We start from the raw sequence: 21287 nt of genomic DNA on the forward strand, positions 1-21287 counted from the left end.
AGGGCCGCTGTGTCCATGGTTCGCTCGCTCACGCTTCAGCCTCCTGGCGCAGGTAAACGCCGTCGCGGCCGTCGTGTTCGGTGAGCAGCACCGAGATGTCCTCGGCGCGCGAAGTTGGCACGTTCTTGCCGACGTAGTCGGCACGGATCGGGAGTTCGCGGTGGCCGCGGTCGATCAGCACTGCGAGCTGCACGGCGCGGGGGCGGCCGAGGTCGCGCAGTCCGTCGAGGGCGGAGCGGACGGTGCGGCCGGAGAAGAGGACATCGTCGATCAGCACGACAAGCGCGTCTTCGATGCCACCCTCGGGGACCGAGGTGCGTTCCAGCGGCCGGTGCGGCCGGGTGCGCAGATCGTCGCGGTAGAGGGTGATGTCGAGCGAGCCGAGGGCCGGGCGGACGCCGGAGAATTCCTCGATCTTGTCCGTGAGCCGCGCGGCCAGGGAGGTGCCCCTGGTGGGAATGCCGATGAGCACGACGCGCGGTGCGCCTTGCTCGCCCGCGTCCAGCGCGGTCTTTTCGATGATTTGATGCGCGATGCGCGCGATGGTCCGACTGACATCGGAAGCCGACAACAGCTCCCGCCCCGCCTCCACCCCCTCTGGGGTGTGTCGCTGCGATGTTTCGGCAGCGCCGGACTTGGCGGCCCGTTCGGGCACGGCCATGCCGACCTCCTTCCCCGCCTCACCGGACGGTCCGTTAAAGGATGTCTTACGGCAAGCAGCGTAACAGCGGTCCGAGCCCGGCTTTCACCAGGTGTAGCGCGGTGTGAGCCGGGCCACGGGAAGGGGGTTGGCCCGGCCACATCGGCTATTCGCGGATCGCGAGGATGAGGCCGACCTCGGCGTCGCGGATGGCGGCGGGACGGTTCAGCGGAGCGACCATGTCGTCCCATCTCCGGAAGCTGGTGCGCCAGCCGTGCGCGGTGAGCCAGTTCTGCGCGTCCGGCCCGAGTCCGCTCAGGTCGCGACCTTCGCCGTGGTGCTCGCCGCCGACCAACCGCCCGAGTTCGGTGTAGTGCGGCAGGTTTCGGTCGACGTGGAAGCGGCCCGCGCCGAATTGGCTTCCGGGAGCGGAGAGTTCGGTCAGGGTCTCGGCGACTCGCAACGCATCGGCACGGCCTAGATAGCCGAGGGACCCTTCATCGACCCAGTAGGTCGGCACGTCCGCGCGAAAACCTTTGGCGCGCAGCATCTCCGACCACTCTTCACGGAGGTCGGCGGCGATGACGGTGCGGTCGTACTTCGGCACCGCGTCGGCCAGCACCGGCTCCTTGAACGCGAACAGCTCCGGCAGATCGATCTCGAAGAATCGAACATCAGCGGGCAGCGTCAACCGGAACGCGCGGGTGTCCAAGCCCGCCCCGAGGATGACAATCTGGCGGCAACCGGCCTCGACGGCCGCCACCATCCGATCGTCGACCAGCCGGACCCCGACGGTCCGCCCCTCGAAGAACGTGTCGGCCAACGCTTCCAGCCGCGCCCAGCGTTGCGCCCCCTCCTCCCCATAACTGCGCCGCGCGGCGTCGACGAAACGCTGCGCCAGCGGGTCGTCGTACAGCCGGTCCGGCCTGCGCGATTCCCGCGCTCGGATCACCGCCACCCCGATCGCCGTCAGCGCCACACCGGCAGTCGGTGCCTCAGGTCGCGTTTCGGTCATGATCCCTCCAAAAGATTTACTTGCCGACCGGCTAGGTATCTCGCCGCAGCCGTCACGCTAGGCTCCAACTAGCCGGTCGTCAAGCAAAGGGAGAGCCATGGATCGCCGTCGCAGCGACATGCGGGAACGAATCCGCGCGGTGGCGATGGAGTTGTTCTCCGAGCGCGGCTACGAGAAGACGTCACTGCGGGAGATCGCCGAGCGCCTCGACGTGACCAAAGCCGCGCTCTACTACCACTTCCGCACCAAAGAGGACATCGTCGCGAGCCTGTCCGACGACCTGCGGCGCGGCATCGACGACATCGTCGCGTTGGCCGAGACCGCAGCGCCGGGACCTGAACGCGCGCAACAGATTCTCGACCGCTACGGCGCGCTGCTGCACGGCGTCGGACGCGACATGGTGCGTTTCATGGCCGAAAACCAGCCCGCGTTCCGGGAACTCGGCTTCGGCGTGAGTCTGCGGTATCAGTTCCGGGTACTTGCCGATCTGATGACCGAACCCGACCACGAGCCGCGCGCGGTCTTTCATGCCAGGCAGGCGCTGCTCGCCATCAGCTGGAGCACCGCCATGATGGGCGATCTGCCGCTCAGCGACGACGAGTGCTACGCGGCCGCGGTGGATATCGCGCACGGGATTCTCGCCAAGAATTGACTGTCGCGTCCGAATGGCGCTAGCACATACGTTCGATTGCGGGTAGATTCGCTGGCATGTCGACACCGCTGCAGGGATCACTGCTCGACGGGTTCGGTGATACCGAATTCGGGTCGCTTCGTGCCGCGCGGCGCACGGTGCTCGATCACGGTGCCTGGGTGGATGTGCTGCCCGGCTGGCTGTCCGGCGCCGACGCGCTGTTCGATCGGCTGGTCGACGACGTGCCATGGAAGGCCGAGCGGCGGCCGATGTACGACCGCGTGGTCGATGTGCCTCGGCTGCTGAAGTTCTACGAGGAGCACGAGCCGCTGCCCGATCCGGCGCTGGCCGACGCGCGCGAGACCCTGAGCGAGCACTACCGACGCGAGCTCGGCGAGTCGTTCCGCACGGCCGGACTCTGCTACTACCGCGACGGACAGGACAGCGTCGCCTGGCACGGCGACAACTTCGGCCGCGGCGCGACCCACGACACCATGGTCGCGATCGTGTCGATCGGTGCGCCGCGAGCGCTGCTGCTGCGGCCGCGCGGGGGTGGCGAAAGCATTCGATACCAGGTGGGGCACGGCGATCTGCTGGTGATGGGCGGCTCGTGCCAGCGCACCTGGGAACATGCCATACCGAAGACCAGGAAGCCGACCGGTCCGCGGATCAGCATTCAGTTCCGCCCGCGCGGAGTTCGCTGACCACCGAACCGACTAACCGCCCCCAACGGCGCAGCGCCGCAACAGCACCGAGGGGTGCGGCGCTGCGCCGGAGGGATCTGGACGACTGATCATGGGGAACTGACGGCGGGTTTTTCTCGCCCGATGCCGCCACCAGTTCCCCATGATCTTGAACGCGACCCACCAAACTCCATGCGCACCATGGCGTCTGTTCGGGGAGGGCTCCGGGAGGGTGGAGACGGTCCGATTCCTGGCCTCGCGGTGCATTCTGGACGCCACGGCCGGGCAGTGACCGGCAACGGATTTTCCATGCGACGCCGACCGCGCGACCCCGTTAGATTGGCAGCATGAGCAATCCTGGGGCGGGAGTCCTGGCCGTGATGCCGCTGCATACGATCAGCGAGGTCTACGGCGAGGCCGGTCTGCGCGAACGATTACTACTGGAGATCGCGGAGCTACCCGATACCGATCGACTCATCGCGGCCCTCGACCTGGCCGCAGAACTACACCGCGACGATCGGTACGGCCGCGAACCGTATCTCAATCATCTACTGCGGGTGGCGATCCGGATCATCAGCCACTACAAGGTCCCGGACAGCGATCTGATCGCCGCGGGCCTGCTGCACGATTCCGTCGAGGATCATCCGACGGAGTTGGCCGGTGACCGACCTGGCCCGCCCACCGCCGCCGCCCTCGCCGAACTCGCCGACCGCTTCGGCGACCGCGTTGCCGAGCTCGTCGCGGCCGTCACCAACCCGGAACCGGACCCGGCGATCGACCGGCATCTGCAATACCGCGAGCACGTCGCCGCCAACCTCGACCGCGCACCGTGGGCCAGGATCATCAAGCTGTCCGACTTCACCGACAACGGCGTCGGCATCCTGTACGCGACCGGCCCGGCCATGCACCGGCTCGCGACCAAATACCGCCCGCTCACCGCCATCTACCGCGACCTCGTCACCCGCCCCGACACGCCACTGGCCGACGACGTCAAACAGCATATCCTCGACCAACTCGACAGTGCTGACCAACGTTTCGAGGCCATCCTCGCCGGTGATTGATCTCCGCCGTCATCCCTTCGTATGACATTTGGCCGATATCGGACTCACCGGGTTCGAACGGCGCGCCCCCGATGGCATCGTGATGCGCATGAAACTCCGAGGGGCGGGCGGCTTTCTACTGGCAGCGGGACTTCTGGTATTCGTCGCCGCGCTGGTGACGCTGATCTGGACAGACCACACCGAACTGCGCATCTCCGCCGACAACACCGACACATTGCCGCTATGGATGCTCGGCCTGACGGTGTTCGGCGGGCTCGCGGTCGCCTGGCTGGTGCCGCCGAAACGCCGCGACGACGGACTGCCGGACGACCCACGCACCACACGTCAGGGCTGGTGGCTTTTCGCGCTCGCCCTCACCTTCGTGATCGCCTTCGCCCTCTCCCCCGGCGGCAACGGCTGGTTCCTCGGCCTGAAACTGCCACTGCTGCTTGCCATTCCGCTGCTGTTCCGATTGGCGTCCTGGCGCGAGTGGTATCGGGTCGACACCCGAGGCCGATGGCTTCGACCCGCGCCCGCGATACTCATCTTCCTTGCCCTGTTCACGCTGTTCGGACACGGCTATACCGGCTCGCGACCGGACCTGATCACGGTGCTTGGCGTATTCATCTTGAATGCGATGCTGGAGGAGATCTTCTACCGAGTCTGGCTACAGACCCGGCTGGAGGCCAGCGTCGGGCGTTGGCCCGCGATCCTCGTCACCTCGCTGGTATTCGCTTCCTGGCACGCGGTGATCCACGGCGGCAACGGTTTCGGTGTCGACCTCGCCAGCGCCTTCGTGCACATCGGCGGATACGGGATCTTCCTCGGCTACCTGTGGTCTCGATACCGAAATCCCTGGCTGCTCTTCCTTGTTCACGGCGTCATCAATCTGCCGATTCCGATGCTCGCCGCAATATGGTGACGGCACACGGCTTTTCAGGGCGTGCGCAGCACCGATTCGACCAGTTCACGAACGGCGCCGAGCAGTCGATCGGTCTCGCCGGAACGAACCATGGTGTGCACCAATTCCCCACCGATCGCACCGAGTAGCAGCCTGCCGACCACCTCGGCATCCAGATCCGGTCGCGCCTCGCGCAGTAGCGCGGTGATGTGGTTGTCCCAGAACGCGTGGAACTCCCCGGTCCGCGGATGCGGCGGCACCGTGCGATAGGCGACCATGAGCTCCGAGTTCTCGATCACCAAGCGCGTCATCGCGTCGAAGTAGGCGAGCAGCCGCGCACCGGCCTGCGCTCCTGGCCCCAGCGGCGGCGGCCCATCGGTGATCGCGTCCATCAGCGTGAGCGCGCTCTCGGCGACCATCTCGTGCAACAGTCCGGCACGATTGCCGAAGCGGTGAAAGATCGTGCCCTTCCCCACCCCGGCCGCGGCGGCGACGCGGTCCATGGTGATCGCCTCGGCGCCGTGTTCGGCGAGCAGCGCGGTCGTCGCGTCGAGAATCGCGCGCCGGTTGCGCGCGGCGTCGGCCCGTTCCTTCGGACGCCCGTCGGTCATCACACCCGCTTTCGTTGACAACTTGACCGGCGGTCCATATCGTTGCGAAGGCAACTGGACCGGCAGTCAACTTATGGAGTTCATAATGCAGGCAATCGTAATGACGGCGACCGGCGGGCCCGAGGTACTGGTCCTCGAGGAGATCCCGGCGCCACGGGCTGCAGCGGGTGACGTCGTGATCCGCGCCGAGGCGATCCCTGTCCTGTTCCCCGAGACCAAGCTACGCGCCGGCGAGTTCCCCCTCGGTGTCGAGCCGCCGCTGGTCTTCGGCTTCCAGGCCGCGGGCGTGGTGACCGAGGTTGGCACCGACGTCGATCCCGCGCTGATCGGCCGCCGAGTCACGGTGGCCACCATGAGATTCGGCTCCTACGCCGAATTCGTCAGCGCACCAGCCGATTCCGTCACCCTGATCCCGGACGGTCTGTCCTCGGTGGACGCGGCCGCGGTCCTGATGAGCGGCTCGGTGGCACTGCCGCTGCTGGAAACAGCCGCCCTCACCGGCGCCGAAACAGTGCTGATCGAAGCCGCCGCAACGGGTATCGGCAGCTACCTCACCCAGCTCGCCAAGGAATACGGCGCGGCCCGCGTCATCGCCACCGCGGGCGGTCCCGAGAAGGCCGAACACGCACGCAAACTCGGCGCCGACGAGGTCATCGACCACAACGACCCCGAATGGACCACCCGACTGCGCGAAACCCTAAGCGGCACAACCCTCGACGTAATCTTCGACTCCATCGGCGGCACCACCGCCCTCGACCTCCTCGACACCATGACTCCCCTCCGCGGCCGAATGCTCAGCTACGGCTGGCTCTCCGGCGCTCCCGCCCAACTCACCGCCACCGACCTCATCACCCGCGGCCTCACCCTCACCGGCTGCGCGGGCCCTGACTGGCTGACCCGAGTCGCCAACGCCCGCACCGCAACCCTCCAACGCGCCGCCACCGGCACCCTGACTCCCCTGATCGAAGCAGTCCTCCCCCTCGACCAAGCCGCCCACGCCCACCAACTAATCGAAGCCCGCAGCCCCCTGGGTAAGTTCATCCTCCGCCCCTAGCCCGATGTCACCGCCGAGTTGACACCACGCGCACCAATTCTCCCGCCGCGCACTGATTCTCGCGCCACACACGAAATCGCTGGCCGATTCGTACGCGGAAAGGCAAGACCTGCCCGGCGCCCCAGCGGGGGCGTGCCATCGCGAGCGATCGAATTCTTGCATGCGGCAACGCACTATCCGGCTCGACGTGGCGCTACGCACGGGTCGTCCAGCTGCGCACGGAATTGCCAACCAATTCGCGCACGGGCCGAACCTTTTTGCGCGGGACGTTATTTGGGGGCGCGGCGGGCGAAGCCGGGGGCGTGTTCGGGGCGGATGCCGCGGGCGACAAGGAACGGGGGGATGCTGCGGACCACGGGGATTCGGCGGATGACGCGGATCGGCAATGGCGCTCGGGCGGATCCGGCAATGTCGACGGTTCCCGCGAGAGCCGGTTGGATCGCGCGGGCATGCAAGAAGCGTTGTATGCCTTGGGTTACCGCGGTCGGCAGGCTTCGGCGGCGCTGGACGCGAGCCAGGTCGCGGGTGCTGACCGAGCCCGCGATCAGCGGGGCGGCCAGGATTCTCGCGGCGGCGACGGCGTCTTGGACGGCGAGGTTGATGCCGACGCCGCCGACCGGGGACATGGCGTGCGCGGCATCGCCGATACAGAGCAGGCCGTCGGTGTACCAGGTGGTCAGGCGGTCGAGTTGAACGTCGAGGAGTTTCACCTCGTCCCAGCTGGTGAGGGCGTCGACACGGTCCTTGAGCCAGGGCACCGAGTCGGACATGGCGCCCATGATTTCCTCGACCGGCCCGCGCCGCGCCGCCTCATCGGTGCCTTTGGCGATGAGAGTGGCACATTGCCAGTAGTCGCCGCGGTCGAGGAACACCGCGGCTCGGCGGGCGGTGACGATGGGGATGGCGCCCACGGGGTCGATGTCGGTGCGCGGCACGCGAAACCACCACACGTCCATCGGCGTCGGCCAGCTTCGCGAGGGCAACCCCGCCGCGGCGCGCAGCACCGAGGCACGGCCGTCGCAGGCGACGGTGAGGTCGGCGCGGATCTCGCCGCTACCACCGTCGGTGGTCCGATAGCTGACGCCGGTAACCTTTCCGTTCGACCAAACAAGGTCGGTCGCTTCGGTATTCATCCGCAGATGGAAGCTCGGCTCCTGGTCGGCGGCGCGGGCGAGTAGATCGAGCAGATCCCACTGCGGCACCATGGCGATGTACTTGTGCTTACCCGGCAAATGTTTCAGGCTGGCAAGGGTTTGCAGTCCGCCGGTGGTCGGCAGCGCGACCTGATCCAGTTTGCGCGCAGGCAGTTTCGCGAATTCCGCACCGAGCCCCAGTTCATCGAGCAGGTCGAGGGTGGTGGGATGCACGGTGTCGCCGCGGAAGTCGCGCAGGAAGTCCTTGTGCTTCTCCAGCACGGTCACGTCGACCCCGGCCCTGGCAAGCAACAGTCCGAGGATCATCCCGGCCGGACCACCGCCGACCACCAGGCATGTCGTCTCGTCCATCGACTTCCCTCCTCGGTCACCGCATCGCCGCAAGGTATCGCCTGTACTCCAATGCTACTGCGCGGTGATCGGTGCTGGGCCGAGATCGGTTGTCGCGGGCCATAACCCGGGTGGGCCGTCGATCAAGAGGCGGCGTCCTGCTGCAGGATGAAGAAGTACGGCTCGGTCAACCCGCGCATGTCCATCACGCCGAGCAGGGTGCGCTCGTCGACCCGCCGGAAGTGATCGACGATCGGCAGGTGGTCGTAGATCATCGCGGCACTCACAACGCCGCGATACTCGATATTCCGCAAACGCGCTGTCGGCCTGTGGGTTTGGAACGCGAACCGAAGGTAGCCGAGCAGCTTCTTCGCGACCCGAACCCCCGCCATCGGCACCTTCCCGGCGAGCCCGAGCGGCACCCGGCGCGGGTCGACCGGAAACACGACCCCGTCGGCGGCGAACAGCAGCGGATGCACGGTGTCCGCGTCATCGAACTGCTTGCCGTACCACCCCGACGCGACCAGCACCCCGGCGAACGGGTGCCCGGTATCGAGTTCATCGCCGCGCCAGCGCCCGGTGGTGATCTCGGCGAACGGCACCTCGGGCAGGCTGTCGAACAACGCCGATGCCTGTTCCGGGGTGCAGCGGTGGGCTCGGAGCGCCGCCAACTCGGCTGCTCCCGTTCCCTTCGTCTCGGCCATCTCAGCTCTCCTCACTAGGGGCAACGTCGCGCCATTGACACTATCTCTGCGTCAGAGCCGCCGTCGGCGCGACGGGGCAAACCCGAGGGTGCCCCTCGCGCGCGGCGCCTGCTAGCTCAGAACGGCGCGTCCAACGGGAGCTGCCCGACCTCCGGCACATACGGATCCAGCTCCCCGGATTCGAACCGTGACATCCCGATCACATGCCAGAACTGACCCGCCGTATTCCCTTCGAACTTGTATCGCCCATCGGGCGCGAGCGCCGCCCATCCTTCCGGCAGTCCGAGCAGCTCGGCGCGAATGGTCGGCGCGGTCTCCATATCCGGGTCGTCGCCCCCTGGCACGGTCCACAGGATCGTGTTGCCGTCGTCACCGCCACTGGCCAGCAGCCGCCCGGACGGATGGAAGGCCAGCGACCACACCTGCCGCTTGTGCCCCTCCATGGTGTGCAGATGACGCCCAGTCGCCATGTCCCACAGGCGAACTACCAGATCCTCACCACCGGTGGCCAGGATGCCGCTGCGCGGATCGATCGCCGCCGCCCACACGCGCCCCGTGTGCCTGGTCAGCTCGTGCAGGCTCACCCCGGTGTCGACATCCCAGATGCGCACCGTCTTGTCCCAGGAGACGCTGCCCAGCCGATCACCGTGAAAGACCACCGCGTAGACCCGATCGCTATGGCCGGTCAGCTCGCGCAGCAGCCTGCCGGAATCGACGTCCCACAGCCGCACCACGGAATCGTCGCAGCCGGTGGCCATCAGGGTGCCGTCGGCGTTGAAGGCGATGGACCGCACCCGTCCGTGATGCTGCGCGCACACCATGTGCAGCGCGCCGGTGGTACGGCTCCAGATGATCACCGTGTCGTCGTCGTTCGCGGTGGCCACGTATTGATCGGTGGGATCGAAAGCGATCGCCCAGACGGGCGCGGCCTCGACATTGATGTGCCGCTGGAACAACCCGGTATCCAGATTGAGCAGACTGAACCGTCCGTCGTTGCCGACCACTCCGAGCTGTTGCGGCTGTTTCCTGCTGAACAGCGCCGATTCGAAGGTCACCAGGCGATCCTCGCTGCCGACCAGACGCCGAATCAGCTTGGCCGTCACCGGATCCCACAGCCGAACCACGCCGTCGTTGCCACCGGCCGCCAACAGCGTGCCGTCGGTATTGAAGGTCACCGACCTGACCTGCCTGCCGTGCCCGGTGAGCACATGCCTGCACACTCCCGTCACGGGATCCCACAGGCGCGTGGTGAATTGGTCGTCGGTGACGGCGAGCTGCGCGCCGTCCGGCCGGAACGCGAACGGCCAGATCGAGCCCGTGTGCGCGGTGATCCGGTGCCGCAGTTCGGCGGTGGCGCTGTCGCGCAGGCAGAGCAGGCCCGCGCTGTCGCCGGAGACGAGTAGATCGCCGCTCGGATCGAAGATCACCCAGTAGATGGCGGCGTTGTGGTCGGTCGGCGCGTGCTTCGACTGACCGGTCTCGATATCCCAGATGCGCAGTCCCCCATCGGTATCCCCGCTGGCGAGTAGCGGAAGCCGCGGATGAAAAGCCAGGGTGTATACCCGTCCGGTGTGGCCGGGCAGCTCGCGAATCACCGTGCAGCGCACCGGATCCCAGAGCGCGACCAGGCCGTGCACGTCGCCGACGGCGAGCAGATCACCCGCCGGGTTGAACGCGATCCGGAACACCGAGCCGGACGCACCGACGAATTCGCCGCGCTCGCGCCCGCTTTCGATATCCCACAGCCGAACCACCCCGTCGCGATAGGCGGCGGCGACCACTCCGTCGTGAATGGCCAAACTGTAGATCAGCTCCCGGCTTCCGTCCGCGGGCAGGCACTCGTGCCGCAGGTCACCGCTCGGCAGCGACCACAGTCGCAGCTTCCCTTCCGCGTCACCGGTGGCCAGCAGATCACCCGCGCGGTTCAGCACGACCGGCCACGGCCATTCGCTGTGCCCGTGCAGGATTCGGCGCAGCTCGCCGGTCGCCGCGTCCCAGATGCCGACCGTGCCGTCGCTCGACCCGCTGATCAGCACGGTATCGGTGTAGGCGACGGCGAACGAGCGGTTGCGATGCCCCTGCAGCGTGCGCAGCGGCAGCCCGGTCTCGGCGTCGCAGATCAGCACGCCGCCGTCGTCGCTGCCAATAGCAAGGGTGCCGCCGTCCGGGCTGTAGGCAAGCGGCTGCGGCAACCTGCCGTGCCTGGCGTGAAACCCGTGCCTGACTCCGATTGCGGCAGGGGCGAATTCGGTCCTGGCCACCGAGCCGGGCACCACCGCCGCGCCGTGCAGGTCGGTGCCCGCCGGTGTCCCGATGACGTCGAGCAGTGCCGCTCGGTTCCAGCGACTGCCCGTCCCGCGGGAACCGGTCAGGTCCGCACGCGCCAGCCGAGCTCTGGTGAAATCGGCGTCGGTCAGGTCCGCGCCGACCAGGCTCGCCTCGTCCAGCCGAGCACCGGTCAACCGGGCGCCGCGCAGGATCGCCCGGTCCAGGTTCACCCCGACCAGCCGGGCGCCGGTCAGGTCCGCGCCGGTCAGGTCGACCTGCTGCATATCGCGATAGGAAAGGTCCTCGCCGACCAGGATCGCGCCGCGCAGGTCGGCGGTCGGCGCGGTGCGCAGGCGGGTGGTGAGCCGGATCGCGTTGGTGCGGGAGATCTCATCGGCGGCCAGGTCATCCAGTACGCCGTCGGCCCAGGTGCGCGCCTTGCGGACATCGGCGAGATCGCACAGGAAGTCGATGGAGAGTTGGGACAGCGGCCGGTGCGCGAGCTGCGGCGGCGCGGCGATGCCCGCGCCGAACTGTTCGGCAATGTGGTTGGCGACAAGCCATTCCGGCACCGACGAGTGGATGAAGCCGAACAGGTTGTCCTCGGTACGCACCAGCAGGCTCCCCGACCCGATGGCGTGCGCGGACTGCTGCACCGACATTCGGTTGGACCCGGTCATCTCCACGAGACTCTGTGCCACCTCGGTCAATTCGGCCAACCGCAGGTACGGCTCGCCGGTCTCCCAGATGCGCAACGCGAATTCGGTGACCGCGAGCCACAATTCGTGCAGCCCGAGGCCGGGCAGCGAACCAGTGGTCGCCGCGGTGCGGTCCGTCTCGTAGGACAGCCAGGATTCGAGGATCTCCCGATACAGCCCGGCCGCGCCGACGGTCTGCTGCGCACCGGCCGCTGCCCGCAGCCGCCGCTCGTCCAGATCGGCGATGAAGCTGAGCATCCGCGGATTCTGGGCCAGGCCGAGCAGATCCTGGATGCCGGTGATCAGCCGCATCCTGGCGTCGGCGCGGTGCACGTCACCGCCGTAGCGGTTGGTGAGGAAGGCGTGCACCTGCGCGGGCGCGAAGTCCTCGATATTGAGGATCTGCCGGTCCTGCAGCAGCCCGACCCGCTCCCCCAGCGCGGTCAGCACCTGCGCGCGCGACTCGAAATGCTGAGTGCGGCTCGCCACAATGATTTTCGCCTTGCCGACCGCGGCCTGCAGCAGGGTCTCCAGATGGTCGGCGGCGAACTCGTAGCTGATCCGGGTGACGAGTTCGTCGAAGCCGTCGAACAACAGCACCACGCGACCCTCACGGAGCATGTAGCGCAACGCTTTCAGGTCGATCCGGTCCTCGCCGTGATTGGCCAGATGCGCGGCGACCAACGCGTCCACCGAATGGGTTTTGTCCAGGGTGCGCAGGTCGATCAGGATCGGAATCAGCACCGGCATGGTCTCGGTGATGCGGCGGGCCAGCTCATGCAGCGCGAAGGTCTTGCCACGCCCGAAATCGCCGAGTACCAGGACGAATCGGCCGTGATCGACGGCGACCAGGCGCAGCAGTTCGGCGACGAGATCCTCGCTGATCAGCTGATCGCCATGCTCGAGCACCCGGAAACGTTGCGGCACATACAGATCCGGCGGGTAGCGGCGGTCGGTGCGCAGCCGCTCCACCTGCTTGGCGAGATAGTCGTCCAGGTCGAGCAGGCCCTGGAATTCGGTGAAGCTGCGCACGCGCAGGCCGTGGCTCGCCGCCTCGTCACGCAGCGAACGCGGCGGCGGGGCACCGCGATAGACGAGTTCGGAGCCGTATTCCGGGTCGTTGCCGAGGAATTCCTCGACGACCTCCCTTGTCATATCGCCGACGTGCACACCGACGCGCCACTGCGCGGTGACGTCGTCGCGCTGATGGGTGATGAACAGGTGCGGCGGATCGGTCTCGACACGGCGGATTTTGGCATCAGGGAAGCGGGTCTCGCACACCTCGGCCACCCGTTCCAGCAGCCGGCCGTGCGGGTCGATGATGGCGGGGGTTTCCACGACGGGCTCGTCGGGGGCGGTGAGCTCGAGCAGCGTATTCGAGGCCAGTGCCGCAACGGCATTCGACCAGGACGACTCCAGGCGCGCGGTGGGTTCCGCGGAATGTGCTGCGGTAGCGGAGAATCGAGCGAGGCCATCGGCGGTCAGGTGGATGATCTCGTCGCGACCCGCGGCCGCCGCGGGGAGGACGGGGAGCTTGCCGTCCAACCGATCCAGGTGCGGCCCACCGGGACCCGGGCCGTGCAGCAGCAGATTGAGCCGACCGCCGAGCAGCCGGGACAGCGTGTCCGCGTCACGCAGCAGGGCGGGATCGCGCGGCGAGGCGGCCGGGCCTGGCAACGGGTCGTGCCGCACCACACCGAGCCGCAGCCAGCCGTTCTCCTCGAACGGGCGAAGGCGCTCGGCGAACCAGGCGGCCTGGGGTTCGCCGATCCGGCCGTAGTCGTCGTCGGGCAGGTGGGTCGCGGCCATCGTCGAGTTCAAACCCGCGACCACCACCCGCAATTCGGGAATCGGGAACAGCGTCCACGGCTGGCCGACGTCGAACACCAGATGGTCGAGGCCCTGGTACAGCTCGGCGAACAGCCGCGCGTACTGCTCGAGCTTCGGGAAGTACGGTGGCTGCGGTTTGCGGTCGCGCGCTTCACAATTCAGGAAATAGGCGTGACAGGCGACCTTGGACACATCGTGATTGCCAGGCACCACGATCAGCCGGTCCGGTTCGAGACCGAGCAGGACGCGCAAGCCGGTCAGAAAGGTGAGCGCCTCGTCGACTTCGCGCGGGCGGCCGGATTCGGTGAGATCGCCGGTCACCACGATCATGTCGGGTTTCGGCACGCCCTGGTCGACCAGCTGGGTGACGTTGGCATAGATGCGGGACTGCAGTTCGCGGGCGGTGCTCGGCTCGTCGGGCGCGAACAGTCCGCGGCCGAAGCGCGGGCCAGCCACGTGCAGCACGCTGACACCGGAACGATGCTCGGCACGGTGCGTGCCGCCAGGAAAGGCCGGGGCCGCAACGGGAGTACGCCTGTTCAACGGTGACTCGACGGGGCCGGCGTGGTCCTCGTCGGCATACCGGTCCGTTGCGGCGGCATCGAGCTCGTTGGGGAACCGCGGTTCGTGCTGCGGTTTCCCCCGGCCCGCGAGCAGGTGCCGCACCCGCTCCATCAGGATTCGGCGGGCCTCCTCGTCGGTCTGCACGTCCACTAGATCGATGTAGGTGAGGGTGGCGAGCAGGCCCTCCAGCGCGCAGTCGGCGACGCGGATCGGCAGCAGCTTGCCGGGATCGGTGCGGAACGCGGCCTGCCATTCCATTGTCCCGTAACGCGATTCGAGGTAGTTGTCGGAGAGCACGGCGAGCACGACGGCCGACTCACGCACGCCGCGGTCCATGAAGTCGATGAAGTTGGTGCCTGGCACGAAGTCCCACGCCTGGATCAGAGTGCGATAACCGGAGCTTTCCAATTGCCAGGCAAGCCAAGTAGCCCATCGCTCATCCGCCGGGGAATAGCTGATGAAGAAGTCCCGCGCCCGCCCGCCCTGCTGTGTCACGCACCCAGTATGGCCCAGGCCAATAGCATGGCAGTCGTGCCCGAACAGGTCGACTCCTCCGAACGGAACTCTCCGTCGAGCGCCACGGCGGCGGTCCAACGCCCCCGCTGGGGCTTGAGCGTGCTGGATTGGGTCCGGATCGGGCTGTTGCTCGCCGGACTGTTGTGCGTGCTCACCGGGCTGCTGCCCCGGGACGAGGCCGCCGACAACATGCGCAGGATCGGTCCGCTGCTGCTGTTCCTCGGCAGCGTGATCGTGCTGGCCGAGCTGACCCGCCAGGCCAAGGTGTTCGATGTGATCGCGCACCGGCTTGCCATTCTCGGGCGAGGTTACTATCCGGCGCTGTTCGTGCTGTGTGTGCTGTTCGCGTCGGCAACCACGATGCTGTTGAACCTCGATACGACGGCCGTGCTGATCACCCCGGTCATGCTCGCGCTCGCCGTGCCTGCCCGCATCCCGCCGCTGCCGCTGGCCATGACCACCGTGTGGCTCGCCAACACCGCGAGCCTGCTGCTGCCGGTGTCCAACCTGACCAATCTGCTTGCCGCCGACCGGGTCGCGCTGACCGCGACCGGGTTCGCCGCGAAAATGTGGGCGCCGCAGCTCGTTTCGCTCGTGGCGACGATGCTGTGCCTGTGGCTGTGGTATTGGCGGCGTGGTCGCCGTGATACCGACCGCTACCTTCCGCCCGAGCCGATCCGCCCGGAGAACGGGAAAGAACGGGCACTGCTGTACACCACGGCGGGTGCCTGCCTGCTGTTCATCCTCGCGATCCCGTTCGTCGGCACCCGCATCGGTATCGCCGCGACCATCGCGGCCGCCATCGCGGTCCTCGCCTTCGCCGTGTTCGACCGCTCGTCGCTGCGGTTCGCGTTGATCCCGTGGCGGCTGCTGGTTTTCGTCGTCGGGCTGTTCCTGGTGGTCCCCACCCTCGGCCGCCTCGGCCTCTCTGATCTGATGCACACGCTGATCGGCTCCGATTCGGGCGCGGTCGGCGCCTTCCGTGCGGCAGGCGCGGGTGCGACCCTGTCGAATATCGCCAACAACCTGCCCGCCTACACCGCGGGTGAGGCGGTCGTGCCACCCGAAAACCACAACCAGCTACTCGCCCTGCTCATCGGCACCAACATCGGCCCAATCGTCACCCCGTGGGCTTCGCTCGCGACCCTGCTGTGTCTGGAGTTCTGCCGCACTCACAACGTCCGCGTCCCAATGCTCCGCTTCGTGCTCACCGGCCTCGGGCTCGCCCTCATCGGTACCACCGGGGCGGTCGCGGCACTGCTTGTCATCGGATAGGCAGACGCATGCGAGAATACTTGCCGCACTGAGCGTTCCGACAAAGCACTTAGCCAGGCAGGCCGGTGACGGTGACTTCCGCCGCGGACTTCACCAATAACGTGAGTTCGGACATCATTTCGGAGCTGCCTGCGATGAAATCCACTTCCCCGGCGGGAAGGTCGAGGCGCTCGTCGAGCAGGGTGCCATCGAAATCCGTTATGTGCATGCCTGATTCGCGGGCGAGCAGGGCACCTGCGGGGAGATCGATGAGACCGGCCCGGTAGCCGACGAAGCCGTCGATGTCGCCGTTGCTCAGCATGACCCAGCACAGCAGCGGGGACCAGAGTTGGATCAGGCGGCGGGAAGCCGATTCGAGGGTGAGGCGCAGGGCGCGGGCGATGGGGTCGGCGCGGGCCACGGGATAACCCTGGAGCCACGCGAGGACCGGGGCTGCAGCCGCGGGCCGGTGCGCGGGGTGCCACAGCAGGCCGTTCGGGCCGTGCGCGCCGCGGCCGCGGATGGCGGTCCAGGTGCGGTCGGCGATCGGTTCGTGCACGACGCCGAGGACCGGTGTTCCGTTGTGGCACAGCGCGATACCGACGGTGCAGACCGGCAGGCCGATGGCGATATTGTTGGTGCCGTCGAGCGGGTCGACGACCCAGCACCAGGCGTCGTCGGTGCTGTCGATGGCACCGGATTCCTCGGCGAGGATGCGGTGGCCGGGGAAGGCCTGCCGCAGGTGACGCAGGATGATCTCCTCGGCAAGGAAATCCAGGTCGGTGACCACGTCGCCGGTCGGGTCCTTAGTGCTGATGGTCAGCGCCTCTAGCAGCCCGGAGCGGATCGCGTGACCCGCTTCGACGGCCGCCGCGACGGCGACACCGGCCGCGATGTCGAGGAGGGTGTCCGGCAGTACCTGGTTCATTACGTCGCCCGCTCGCATCGGTTCTCCAGTTGTGTCGGCAGGGGCTGGCCCTGCAGCTGGGCGAGCACGGTGTGCGCCGCGCGCCGGGTTTCGTTGGGGGTGCACAGGGTTCGGTGCACCCAGTGGTCGGTGGTGGCGAGCGTGCCGAGCGACAGGTCGGGGCGGCCGCGATTGTCCTCACCGAGGACCACGGTCGCCGCCTCGCCGTGCACGTCGGACACGTGGAACGCACCGTGCGGCAGGGTGTAGACCTCGCCGGTGTGGAAGTGTTCGCGGGACCGGGTGCGGTAGGTGACCAGTCGTTGCGTCGCGCGCACCAAGTCGCCGTCGGCGGCACTCTGGATCTCGAACAGCCGGTGCGTGGGATGCACTGGGGCATTGATGATTTCGATGATCTCGTTGCCGACGATGCCGTACAGCACGGTACTGAGCAGGTCCCAGCTGTGCGCGTGCATCTTGGACGTGGTCGGGTCGGCGCGCACCCCCTCGGTCCAGACGTGCACGCAGATACCGAAACCGCCGCCGCGCCAGGCGGGAAAACACAAGAACCCCAACGGATGTCGGACCGCTATCAGCTCCGAGCTACCGTCGACGACACCCGCGAGCACCTCGCGGACCCAGTCACGCACCGCGGCCCCGGTGGCATCGGAGCCGATCAGCGTGCGCAAGCGGGCATATTCAGTCACTAATACGGGTTCCTCGGCTGGAGCGCGCGACGCACGATGTCGGCGACGTCGCGATCGGTGAAGGCGGACGGAAGTTCCAGCGACAGCGCCTGGAACAGGCCGCGGACCTGGTCGACGGTCGGCTCATCGGACAGCGCCAGTTCCTCGCTGCGGCTCAGCGGGACCTGACGGGTCTGCTTGAAGCTGGCGACAAGTTCGCGGTTGTAATCGCGGTAATACGGCTTGTCCCGCTCGAACATCAGCGCCGGGGTGTTCGGATTGTCCTGGGTGACAATGACGCAACTCGACGACAGGTCCCAGCGGAACGTCGTCATCACCGTCGACAAACCGACGTCGATGGTCAGAAAGGTGAATCGCTGCCGGTACCAGCAGGCGGCGAGGACGGTGGCGAACGCTTCCTTGCGGGTGCGTTCGGTGGTCCACGGCTCGCCGGTGCGGTCGGCCTCGGGCGAGAGCGAGGAACGGAACTGGGCGTAGGTCTTGCACAGCGCTTCGTTGGTCGGGTCGAGGATCTCCAATTGCATACGCAGCGGGCGTTGTTCGCGTCGCGCGTTCTCCACGCATTCGCGCAGCGTCACCGCTCGGATGTAGGTTCCGGTGCCGCCCTTGAAGATCCACTGCTCGGTGCCGCGCCTGGCGATGGTGTGCGCGTGGCCGATCTCGGGTCCGTACAGCAGCTGCACCGAGGTCGCGTCGCGGAGGGCCTTGGCCGACAGGTGCCGATCGCGCAGCAGGGTGGTCGCCAGCAGCGCGAGGACGAGCAGCACCGCCGCGTTCACGTTATCGACGGGGATCACGTCGATCACCGAGAGCAGGCCGACGGTCACGGCGAGCACCAGCGCGACGACACCGTCGACGTTGTTGCGGAACCAGATCAGCAACCGCGCCATGCAGCCCTCCCCTCTATTCCCCCCAGGATAGAGGCAGCCGCGCACGCGACGCGAAGGAAACCAGAAGTCGTGCGCGCCAACGGCTTGGCGCTACGGCTTGACCTCGAGTGCGGTTGAGGAACCAGGATGGGAACCGGTCGCCGAACAACTCGACGACCGCAGGCCCGGATGCCACGGCATCCCACTCCCGCCGGTCCCGTACACCCCCGGCGGGAGTGCAAGGGTCTCCCGCGAGTCAGTTCGGGGTGGTCGGTTCCCACTCGTAGACGGTCACGGTCGAGGAGCCGGTGGTGTGCACCGGGTCGGCGAACGCGAGTTCCCGTGCGGCATCCAGGTTTTCGGCGGCGAGGAAGTACGCCCCACCGGTGCCGTCGGTGAAACGCGCACTCTCCACCAGTTGACCGCGCTCGCTCAGCTGGCGCAGGAAGTCCTTGTGCGGTTGGAGTACGGCCGAGTCGAAACGCGGCGTGCGCATCGCCATGACCAGGTACTTCTTCACGCGTCGGCCTCCGGGCGCGGGGCGCGGGTGGCGGCCGCGGCGGCGCGGACCTGCGGCGCGACCAGCACGACCTGGCCGAGCACGCCGTTCACGAACGACGGTGAGTCGTCGGTGGACAGCTCCTTGGCCAGCTCCACCGCCTCGTCCACCGCAACGACCGGCGGAACGTCGTTGGCGTGGAACAACTCCCACACCGCGATCCGCAGGATGGCGCGGTCGACGGCGGGCAGCCGGGACAGCTCCCAGTCCTTGAGGTAGGACTCGATGGTGCCGTCCACCCGGTCGAGGTCGTCGGCGACGCCCTCGACCAGCGTGTGCGTGTAGGCGTGCACCGGCGCGACGGCCTGGTCGCGGGTGGCGAGCTCGACCCGCTCGTCGAGCAGGTCGGCCGGATCGACATCCCGCGCCTCCGCCTCGAAGAGCAGGTCAACGGCCCGGCGGCGGGCTTTGTGCCGCGTGCCGAGCTTCTTGAAGGACTTCTTGTCTAACGGCTGTTCAGCCACAGTCACCATTATCTCAGTCGCTGTTTCCTATGGCGGTAGCAGCAGGCCCGGCGTGGTTACTTCCTGGCCCGGCACTCCCGCCGCGGGCGGCGATCAGGCGTTGACGCGGCCGAGGTAGCTGCCATCACGCGAATCGATGCGCAGCTTGTCGCCGGTGTTGATGAACAGCGGTACCTGCACCTCGGCGCCGGTCTCCAGGGTGGCGGGCTTGGTGCCGCCGGTGGAGCGGTCGCCCTGCAGGCCGATGTCGGTGTGCTGGACCTGGAGCTCGACCGTGACCGGGAGCTCGACGTACAGCGGCGCGCCCTCGTGCGTGGCGACCTGCACGGTCATGTTCTCCAGCAGGAAACGCGCGCCGGGGCCGATGGTCTGCTCGGAGATGGAGATCTGGTCGAAGGTGTCGCCGTCCATGAAGACGTAGTCCGAACCGTCGTGGTACAGGTAGGTCATGTCGCGGCGGTCGACCGTCGCGGTCTCCACCTTGACGCCCGCGTTGAACGTCTTGTCGACGACCTTGCCGGACAGCACGTTCTTCAGCTTTGTCCGCACGAACGCGGGACCCTTGCCCGGCTTGACGTGCTGGAATTCGATGATCTGCTGGAGCTGACCGTCGATTTTCAGCACAAGGCCGTTCTTGAAGTCGCTGGTGTCCGCCACTGTCCTCGGATCTCCTAGTTCGTAAACAACATGTTGGTCAACCGGCGTCATTCGACGACGGTCAGGTCTTTGCTGGTGTTGGTGAGCAACTCCGGGCCCCCTTCGCGCACCACGAGCGTGTCCTCGATCCGGACTCCGCCGCGGCCGGGAAAGTACACACCGGGTTCGACGGTCACCGCCACGCCAGCAAGAAGTGTACCGGTTCCGTTTTTCGCGATGCCCGGCGCTTCGTGGATCCGCAGTCCGACCCCGTGCCCGAGGCCGTGCACGAACAGCTTGCCGTGCCCCGCCGCCTCGATCACCGAGCGCGACGCCGCGTCGACGACGTCGACCGGCACACCGGGTCGCAGCGCTGCGCACCCGGCCCGCTGCGAGGCTTCGACCAGCGCGTATACCTCGCGCTGCCAGTCGCTCGGCGGCCCGAGTACGAGGGTGCGGGTCATGTCCGAGTGGTACCCGCCGATCATCGCGCCGAAGTCGAGTTTGACGAAATCACCGGCGGCGAGCACCGCCTCGGTCGGGCGATGGTGCGGGACAGCCGAATTCACGCCCGCCGCCACGATGGTCTCGAACGACACCGCGTCGGCGCCGTGCTCGAACATGGCCCACTCCAGGTCCCTGGCGACCTGCTTCTCGGTGCGGCCCGGGCGCAGCAGGCCGCGTTCGAGCAGGGTGGCGAGTCCGGCGTCGCCCGCCGCGCAGGCCGCGCGGAGCTGGGCCACCTCGTAGGCGTCCTTGACCATGCGCAGCTGCTCGACCAGGCTCGGTGTCGCGACGAATTCGAGACCGGTGCACTGGTCGACGAAGCCGCGGTGCTGATCGACGGTGACGATGTGGCTCTCGTAGCCGACCCGGCCGAGCTGCCACTCCCCGGCTAGCTCGATGATCCGGCGGGCGGTGGCTTTGGCGATCTCGGCGCGCAGGTCGGGGACCTGTTCGGCGACCTGGGTCTGGTATCGGCCGTCGGTGCCGATGACCGTGCGCTCCTCGGCGTTGCGCATGTCCCAGGAATGCACGAGTAGTGCCGCGTTGGATCCGGTGAACCCGGTCAGGTACCGGAGATTCACCAGGTCGGTGACCAGCAGGGCGTCTACCCCGTTCTCCACCAGCAGACTCCGCAGCGCGCCACGCCGCGCGGCGTAGTCGGGCGCTTGGCCCAGGTGATCAGCACACATGGTTCAAAGCTACCGCCGACACGCCGTATCTCCGCATACAACACGTGTACTGGTCA

The 21287-nt window shown here is 67.5% G+C and carries 19 protein-coding genes; 6 read left to right on the plus strand and 13 right to left on the minus strand.

From position 1 onward, the window contains the following. Positions 1 to 28: 28 nt before the first annotated feature. Together pyrR and OG203_RS09805 are read right to left on the minus strand one after the other, a co-directional pair. The gene (gene pyrR, locus OG203_RS09800; RefSeq protein ID WP_405165361.1) at positions 29 to 661 is read right to left on the minus strand and encodes a bifunctional pyr operon transcriptional regulator/uracil phosphoribosyltransferase PyrR; all 633 of its coding nucleotides are present in this window, start codon (positions 659 to 661) and stop codon (positions 29 to 31) included. A gap of 145 nt (positions 662 to 806) precedes the next feature. After that, positions 807 to 1655, minus strand: a complete 849-nt coding sequence (locus tag OG203_RS09805) for an SAM-dependent methyltransferase (protein WP_405165362.1) — start codon at positions 1653 to 1655, stop codon at positions 807 to 809. A gap of 97 nt (positions 1656 to 1752) precedes the next feature. Here OG203_RS09805 and OG203_RS09810 point away from each other — a divergent pair, with 97 nt between their 5' ends. The 4 genes from OG203_RS09810 to OG203_RS09825 all read left to right on the plus strand — a co-directional run bounded on the left by OG203_RS09810 (position 1753) and on the right by OG203_RS09825 (position 4931). Then, the gene (locus OG203_RS09810) at positions 1753 to 2307 is read left to right on the plus strand and encodes a TetR/AcrR family transcriptional regulator (RefSeq protein WP_405165363.1); all 555 of its coding nucleotides are present in this window, start codon (positions 1753 to 1755) and stop codon (positions 2305 to 2307) included. A gap of 56 nt (positions 2308 to 2363) precedes the next feature. Continuing rightward, positions 2364 to 2990 (plus strand): alpha-ketoglutarate-dependent dioxygenase AlkB, encoded by a 627-nt coding sequence (locus OG203_RS09815; RefSeq protein WP_405165364.1) that lies wholly within the window; start codon positions 2364 to 2366, stop codon positions 2988 to 2990. A 326-nt stretch (positions 2991 to 3316) separates the two neighbouring features. Then, positions 3317 to 4030 carry an HD domain-containing protein gene (locus OG203_RS09820; RefSeq protein WP_405165365.1) on the plus strand — a complete coding sequence of 238 codons (714 nt, stop codon included), beginning with the start codon at positions 3317 to 3319 and terminating at the stop codon, positions 4028 to 4030. Positions 4031 to 4118: 88 nt separating this feature from the next. Next, positions 4119 to 4931 (plus strand): CPBP family intramembrane glutamic endopeptidase, encoded by an 813-nt coding sequence (locus tag OG203_RS09825; RefSeq protein WP_405165366.1) that lies wholly within the window; start codon positions 4119 to 4121, stop codon positions 4929 to 4931. Positions 4932 to 4945: 14 nt separating this feature from the next. Here OG203_RS09825 and OG203_RS09830 read toward each other — a convergent pair whose 3' ends face one another. Further along, positions 4946 to 5521 (minus strand): TetR/AcrR family transcriptional regulator, encoded by a 576-nt coding sequence (locus OG203_RS09830; protein ID WP_405165367.1) that lies wholly within the window; start codon positions 5519 to 5521, stop codon positions 4946 to 4948. A gap of 85 nt (positions 5522 to 5606) precedes the next feature. Between OG203_RS09830 and OG203_RS09835 the strand changes: the two genes are divergently transcribed. Then, complete coding sequence (locus tag OG203_RS09835) at positions 5607 to 6575, plus strand: zinc-binding alcohol dehydrogenase family protein (protein WP_405165368.1); 969 nt, start codon at positions 5607 to 5609, stop codon at positions 6573 to 6575. A gap of 269 nt (positions 6576 to 6844) precedes the next feature. Here OG203_RS09835 and OG203_RS09840 read toward each other — a convergent pair whose 3' ends face one another. The 3 genes from OG203_RS09840 to OG203_RS09850 all read right to left on the minus strand — a co-directional run bounded on the left by OG203_RS09840 (position 6845) and on the right by OG203_RS09850 (position 14618). Then, on the minus strand, positions 6845 to 8080 hold the full coding sequence (locus tag OG203_RS09840) for an FAD-dependent oxidoreductase (RefSeq protein ID WP_405165369.1): 1236 nt from the start codon (positions 8078 to 8080) through the stop codon (positions 6845 to 6847). 122 nt (positions 8081 to 8202) lie between these two features. Next, positions 8203 to 8763 (minus strand): DUF4334 domain-containing protein, encoded by a 561-nt coding sequence (locus OG203_RS09845; protein ID WP_405165370.1) that lies wholly within the window; start codon positions 8761 to 8763, stop codon positions 8203 to 8205. A 116-nt stretch (positions 8764 to 8879) separates the two neighbouring features. Beyond that, a complete protein-coding gene (locus OG203_RS09850) occupies positions 8880 to 14618 on the minus strand; it encodes a TIR domain-containing protein (protein WP_405165371.1) in 5739 nt (1912 codons plus the stop codon). Between the two features lie 27 nt (positions 14619 to 14645). On the opposite strand from OG203_RS09850, the gene OG203_RS09855 reads away from it, so the two are divergent. Then, positions 14646 to 15914, plus strand: a complete 1269-nt coding sequence (locus OG203_RS09855) for an SLC13 family permease (protein WP_405165372.1) — start codon at positions 14646 to 14648, stop codon at positions 15912 to 15914. Positions 15915 to 15963: 49 nt separating this feature from the next. Here OG203_RS09855 and OG203_RS09860 read toward each other — a convergent pair whose 3' ends face one another. The 7 genes from OG203_RS09860 to OG203_RS09890 all read right to left on the minus strand — a co-directional run bounded on the left by OG203_RS09860 (position 15964) and on the right by OG203_RS09890 (position 21231). Next, entirely contained in the window at positions 15964 to 16821 is an 858-nt protein-coding gene (locus OG203_RS09860; protein WP_405165373.1) for an inositol monophosphatase family protein, read from the minus strand. Beyond that, a complete protein-coding gene (locus tag OG203_RS09865) occupies positions 16821 to 17507 on the minus strand; it encodes a hypothetical protein (RefSeq protein ID WP_405165374.1) in 687 nt (228 codons plus the stop codon). Before OG203_RS09865 ends, OG203_RS09860 begins: the two co-directional genes overlap by 1 nt. Beyond that, positions 17507 to 18397: a hypothetical protein gene (locus OG203_RS09870; RefSeq protein WP_405165375.1), complete on the minus strand. Its 891-nt coding sequence runs from the start codon at positions 18395 to 18397 to the stop codon at positions 17507 to 17509. The genes OG203_RS09865 and OG203_RS09870 overlap by 1 nt, the downstream gene beginning before the upstream one ends. Before the next feature lie 235 nt (positions 18398 to 18632). Next, positions 18633 to 18896 carry a YciI family protein gene (locus OG203_RS09875; RefSeq protein ID WP_405165376.1) on the minus strand — a complete coding sequence of 88 codons (264 nt, stop codon included), beginning with the start codon at positions 18894 to 18896 and terminating at the stop codon, positions 18633 to 18635. Then, the gene (nusB, locus tag OG203_RS09880) at positions 18893 to 19399 is read right to left on the minus strand and encodes a transcription antitermination factor NusB (RefSeq protein ID WP_405165377.1); all 507 of its coding nucleotides are present in this window, start codon (positions 19397 to 19399) and stop codon (positions 18893 to 18895) included. The genes OG203_RS09875 and nusB overlap by 4 nt, the downstream gene beginning before the upstream one ends. A gap of 93 nt (positions 19400 to 19492) precedes the next feature. Then, positions 19493 to 20056, minus strand: coding sequence for an elongation factor P (gene efp / locus OG203_RS09885; protein ID WP_397135805.1), 564 nt, complete (start codon positions 20054 to 20056; stop codon positions 19493 to 19495). A 47-nt stretch (positions 20057 to 20103) separates the two neighbouring features. Next, the gene (locus tag OG203_RS09890) at positions 20104 to 21231 is read right to left on the minus strand and encodes a M24 family metallopeptidase (RefSeq protein ID WP_405165378.1); all 1128 of its coding nucleotides are present in this window, start codon (positions 21229 to 21231) and stop codon (positions 20104 to 20106) included. Between the last annotated feature and the right edge of the window lie 56 nt (positions 21232 to 21287).

It is taken from the genome of Nocardia sp. NBC_01499, assembly GCF_045040275.1.
Taxonomy (GTDB): Bacteria; Actinomycetota; Actinomycetes; order Mycobacteriales; family Mycobacteriaceae; genus Nocardia.

Excerpts from the sequence above, each read along its gene's own strand:
- OG203_RS09835 (WP_405165368.1), top strand. The coding sequence starts at position 5,607 with ATGCAGGCAATCGTAATGACGGCGACCGGCGGGCCCGAGGTACTGGTC.
- OG203_RS09890 (WP_405165378.1), bottom strand. The coding sequence starts at position 21,231 with ATGTGTGCTGATCACCTGGGCCAAGCGCCCGACTACGCCGCGCGGCGT.
- OG203_RS09855 (WP_405165372.1), top strand. The coding sequence starts at position 14,646 with ATGGCAGTCGTGCCCGAACAGGTCGACTCCTCCGAACGGAACTCTCCG.
- OG203_RS09820 (WP_405165365.1), top strand. The coding sequence starts at position 3,317 with ATGAGCAATCCTGGGGCGGGAGTCCTGGCCGTGATGCCGCTGCATACG.
- OG203_RS09870 (WP_405165375.1), bottom strand. The coding sequence starts at position 18,397 with ATGGCGCGGTTGCTGATCTGGTTCCGCAACAACGTCGACGGTGTCGTC.
- pyrR (WP_405165361.1), bottom strand. The coding sequence starts at position 661 with ATGGCCGTGCCCGAACGGGCCGCCAAGTCCGGCGCTGCCGAAACATCG.
- OG203_RS09840 (WP_405165369.1), bottom strand. The coding sequence starts at position 8,080 with ATGGACGAGACGACATGCCTGGTGGTCGGCGGTGGTCCGGCCGGGATG.
- OG203_RS09825 (WP_405165366.1), top strand. The coding sequence starts at position 4,119 with ATGAAACTCCGAGGGGCGGGCGGCTTTCTACTGGCAGCGGGACTTCTG.
- OG203_RS09860 (WP_405165373.1), bottom strand. The coding sequence starts at position 16,821 with ATGAACCAGGTACTGCCGGACACCCTCCTCGACATCGCGGCCGGTGTC.
- OG203_RS09810 (WP_405165363.1), top strand. The coding sequence starts at position 1,753 with ATGGATCGCCGTCGCAGCGACATGCGGGAACGAATCCGCGCGGTGGCG.
- OG203_RS09845 (WP_405165370.1), bottom strand. The coding sequence starts at position 8,763 with ATGGCCGAGACGAAGGGAACGGGAGCAGCCGAGTTGGCGGCGCTCCGA.
- OG203_RS09815 (WP_405165364.1), top strand. The coding sequence starts at position 2,364 with ATGTCGACACCGCTGCAGGGATCACTGCTCGACGGGTTCGGTGATACC.
- OG203_RS09805 (WP_405165362.1), bottom strand. The coding sequence starts at position 1,655 with ATGACCGAAACGCGACCTGAGGCACCGACTGCCGGTGTGGCGCTGACG.
- OG203_RS09830 (WP_405165367.1), bottom strand. The coding sequence starts at position 5,521 with ATGACCGACGGGCGTCCGAAGGAACGGGCCGACGCCGCGCGCAACCGG.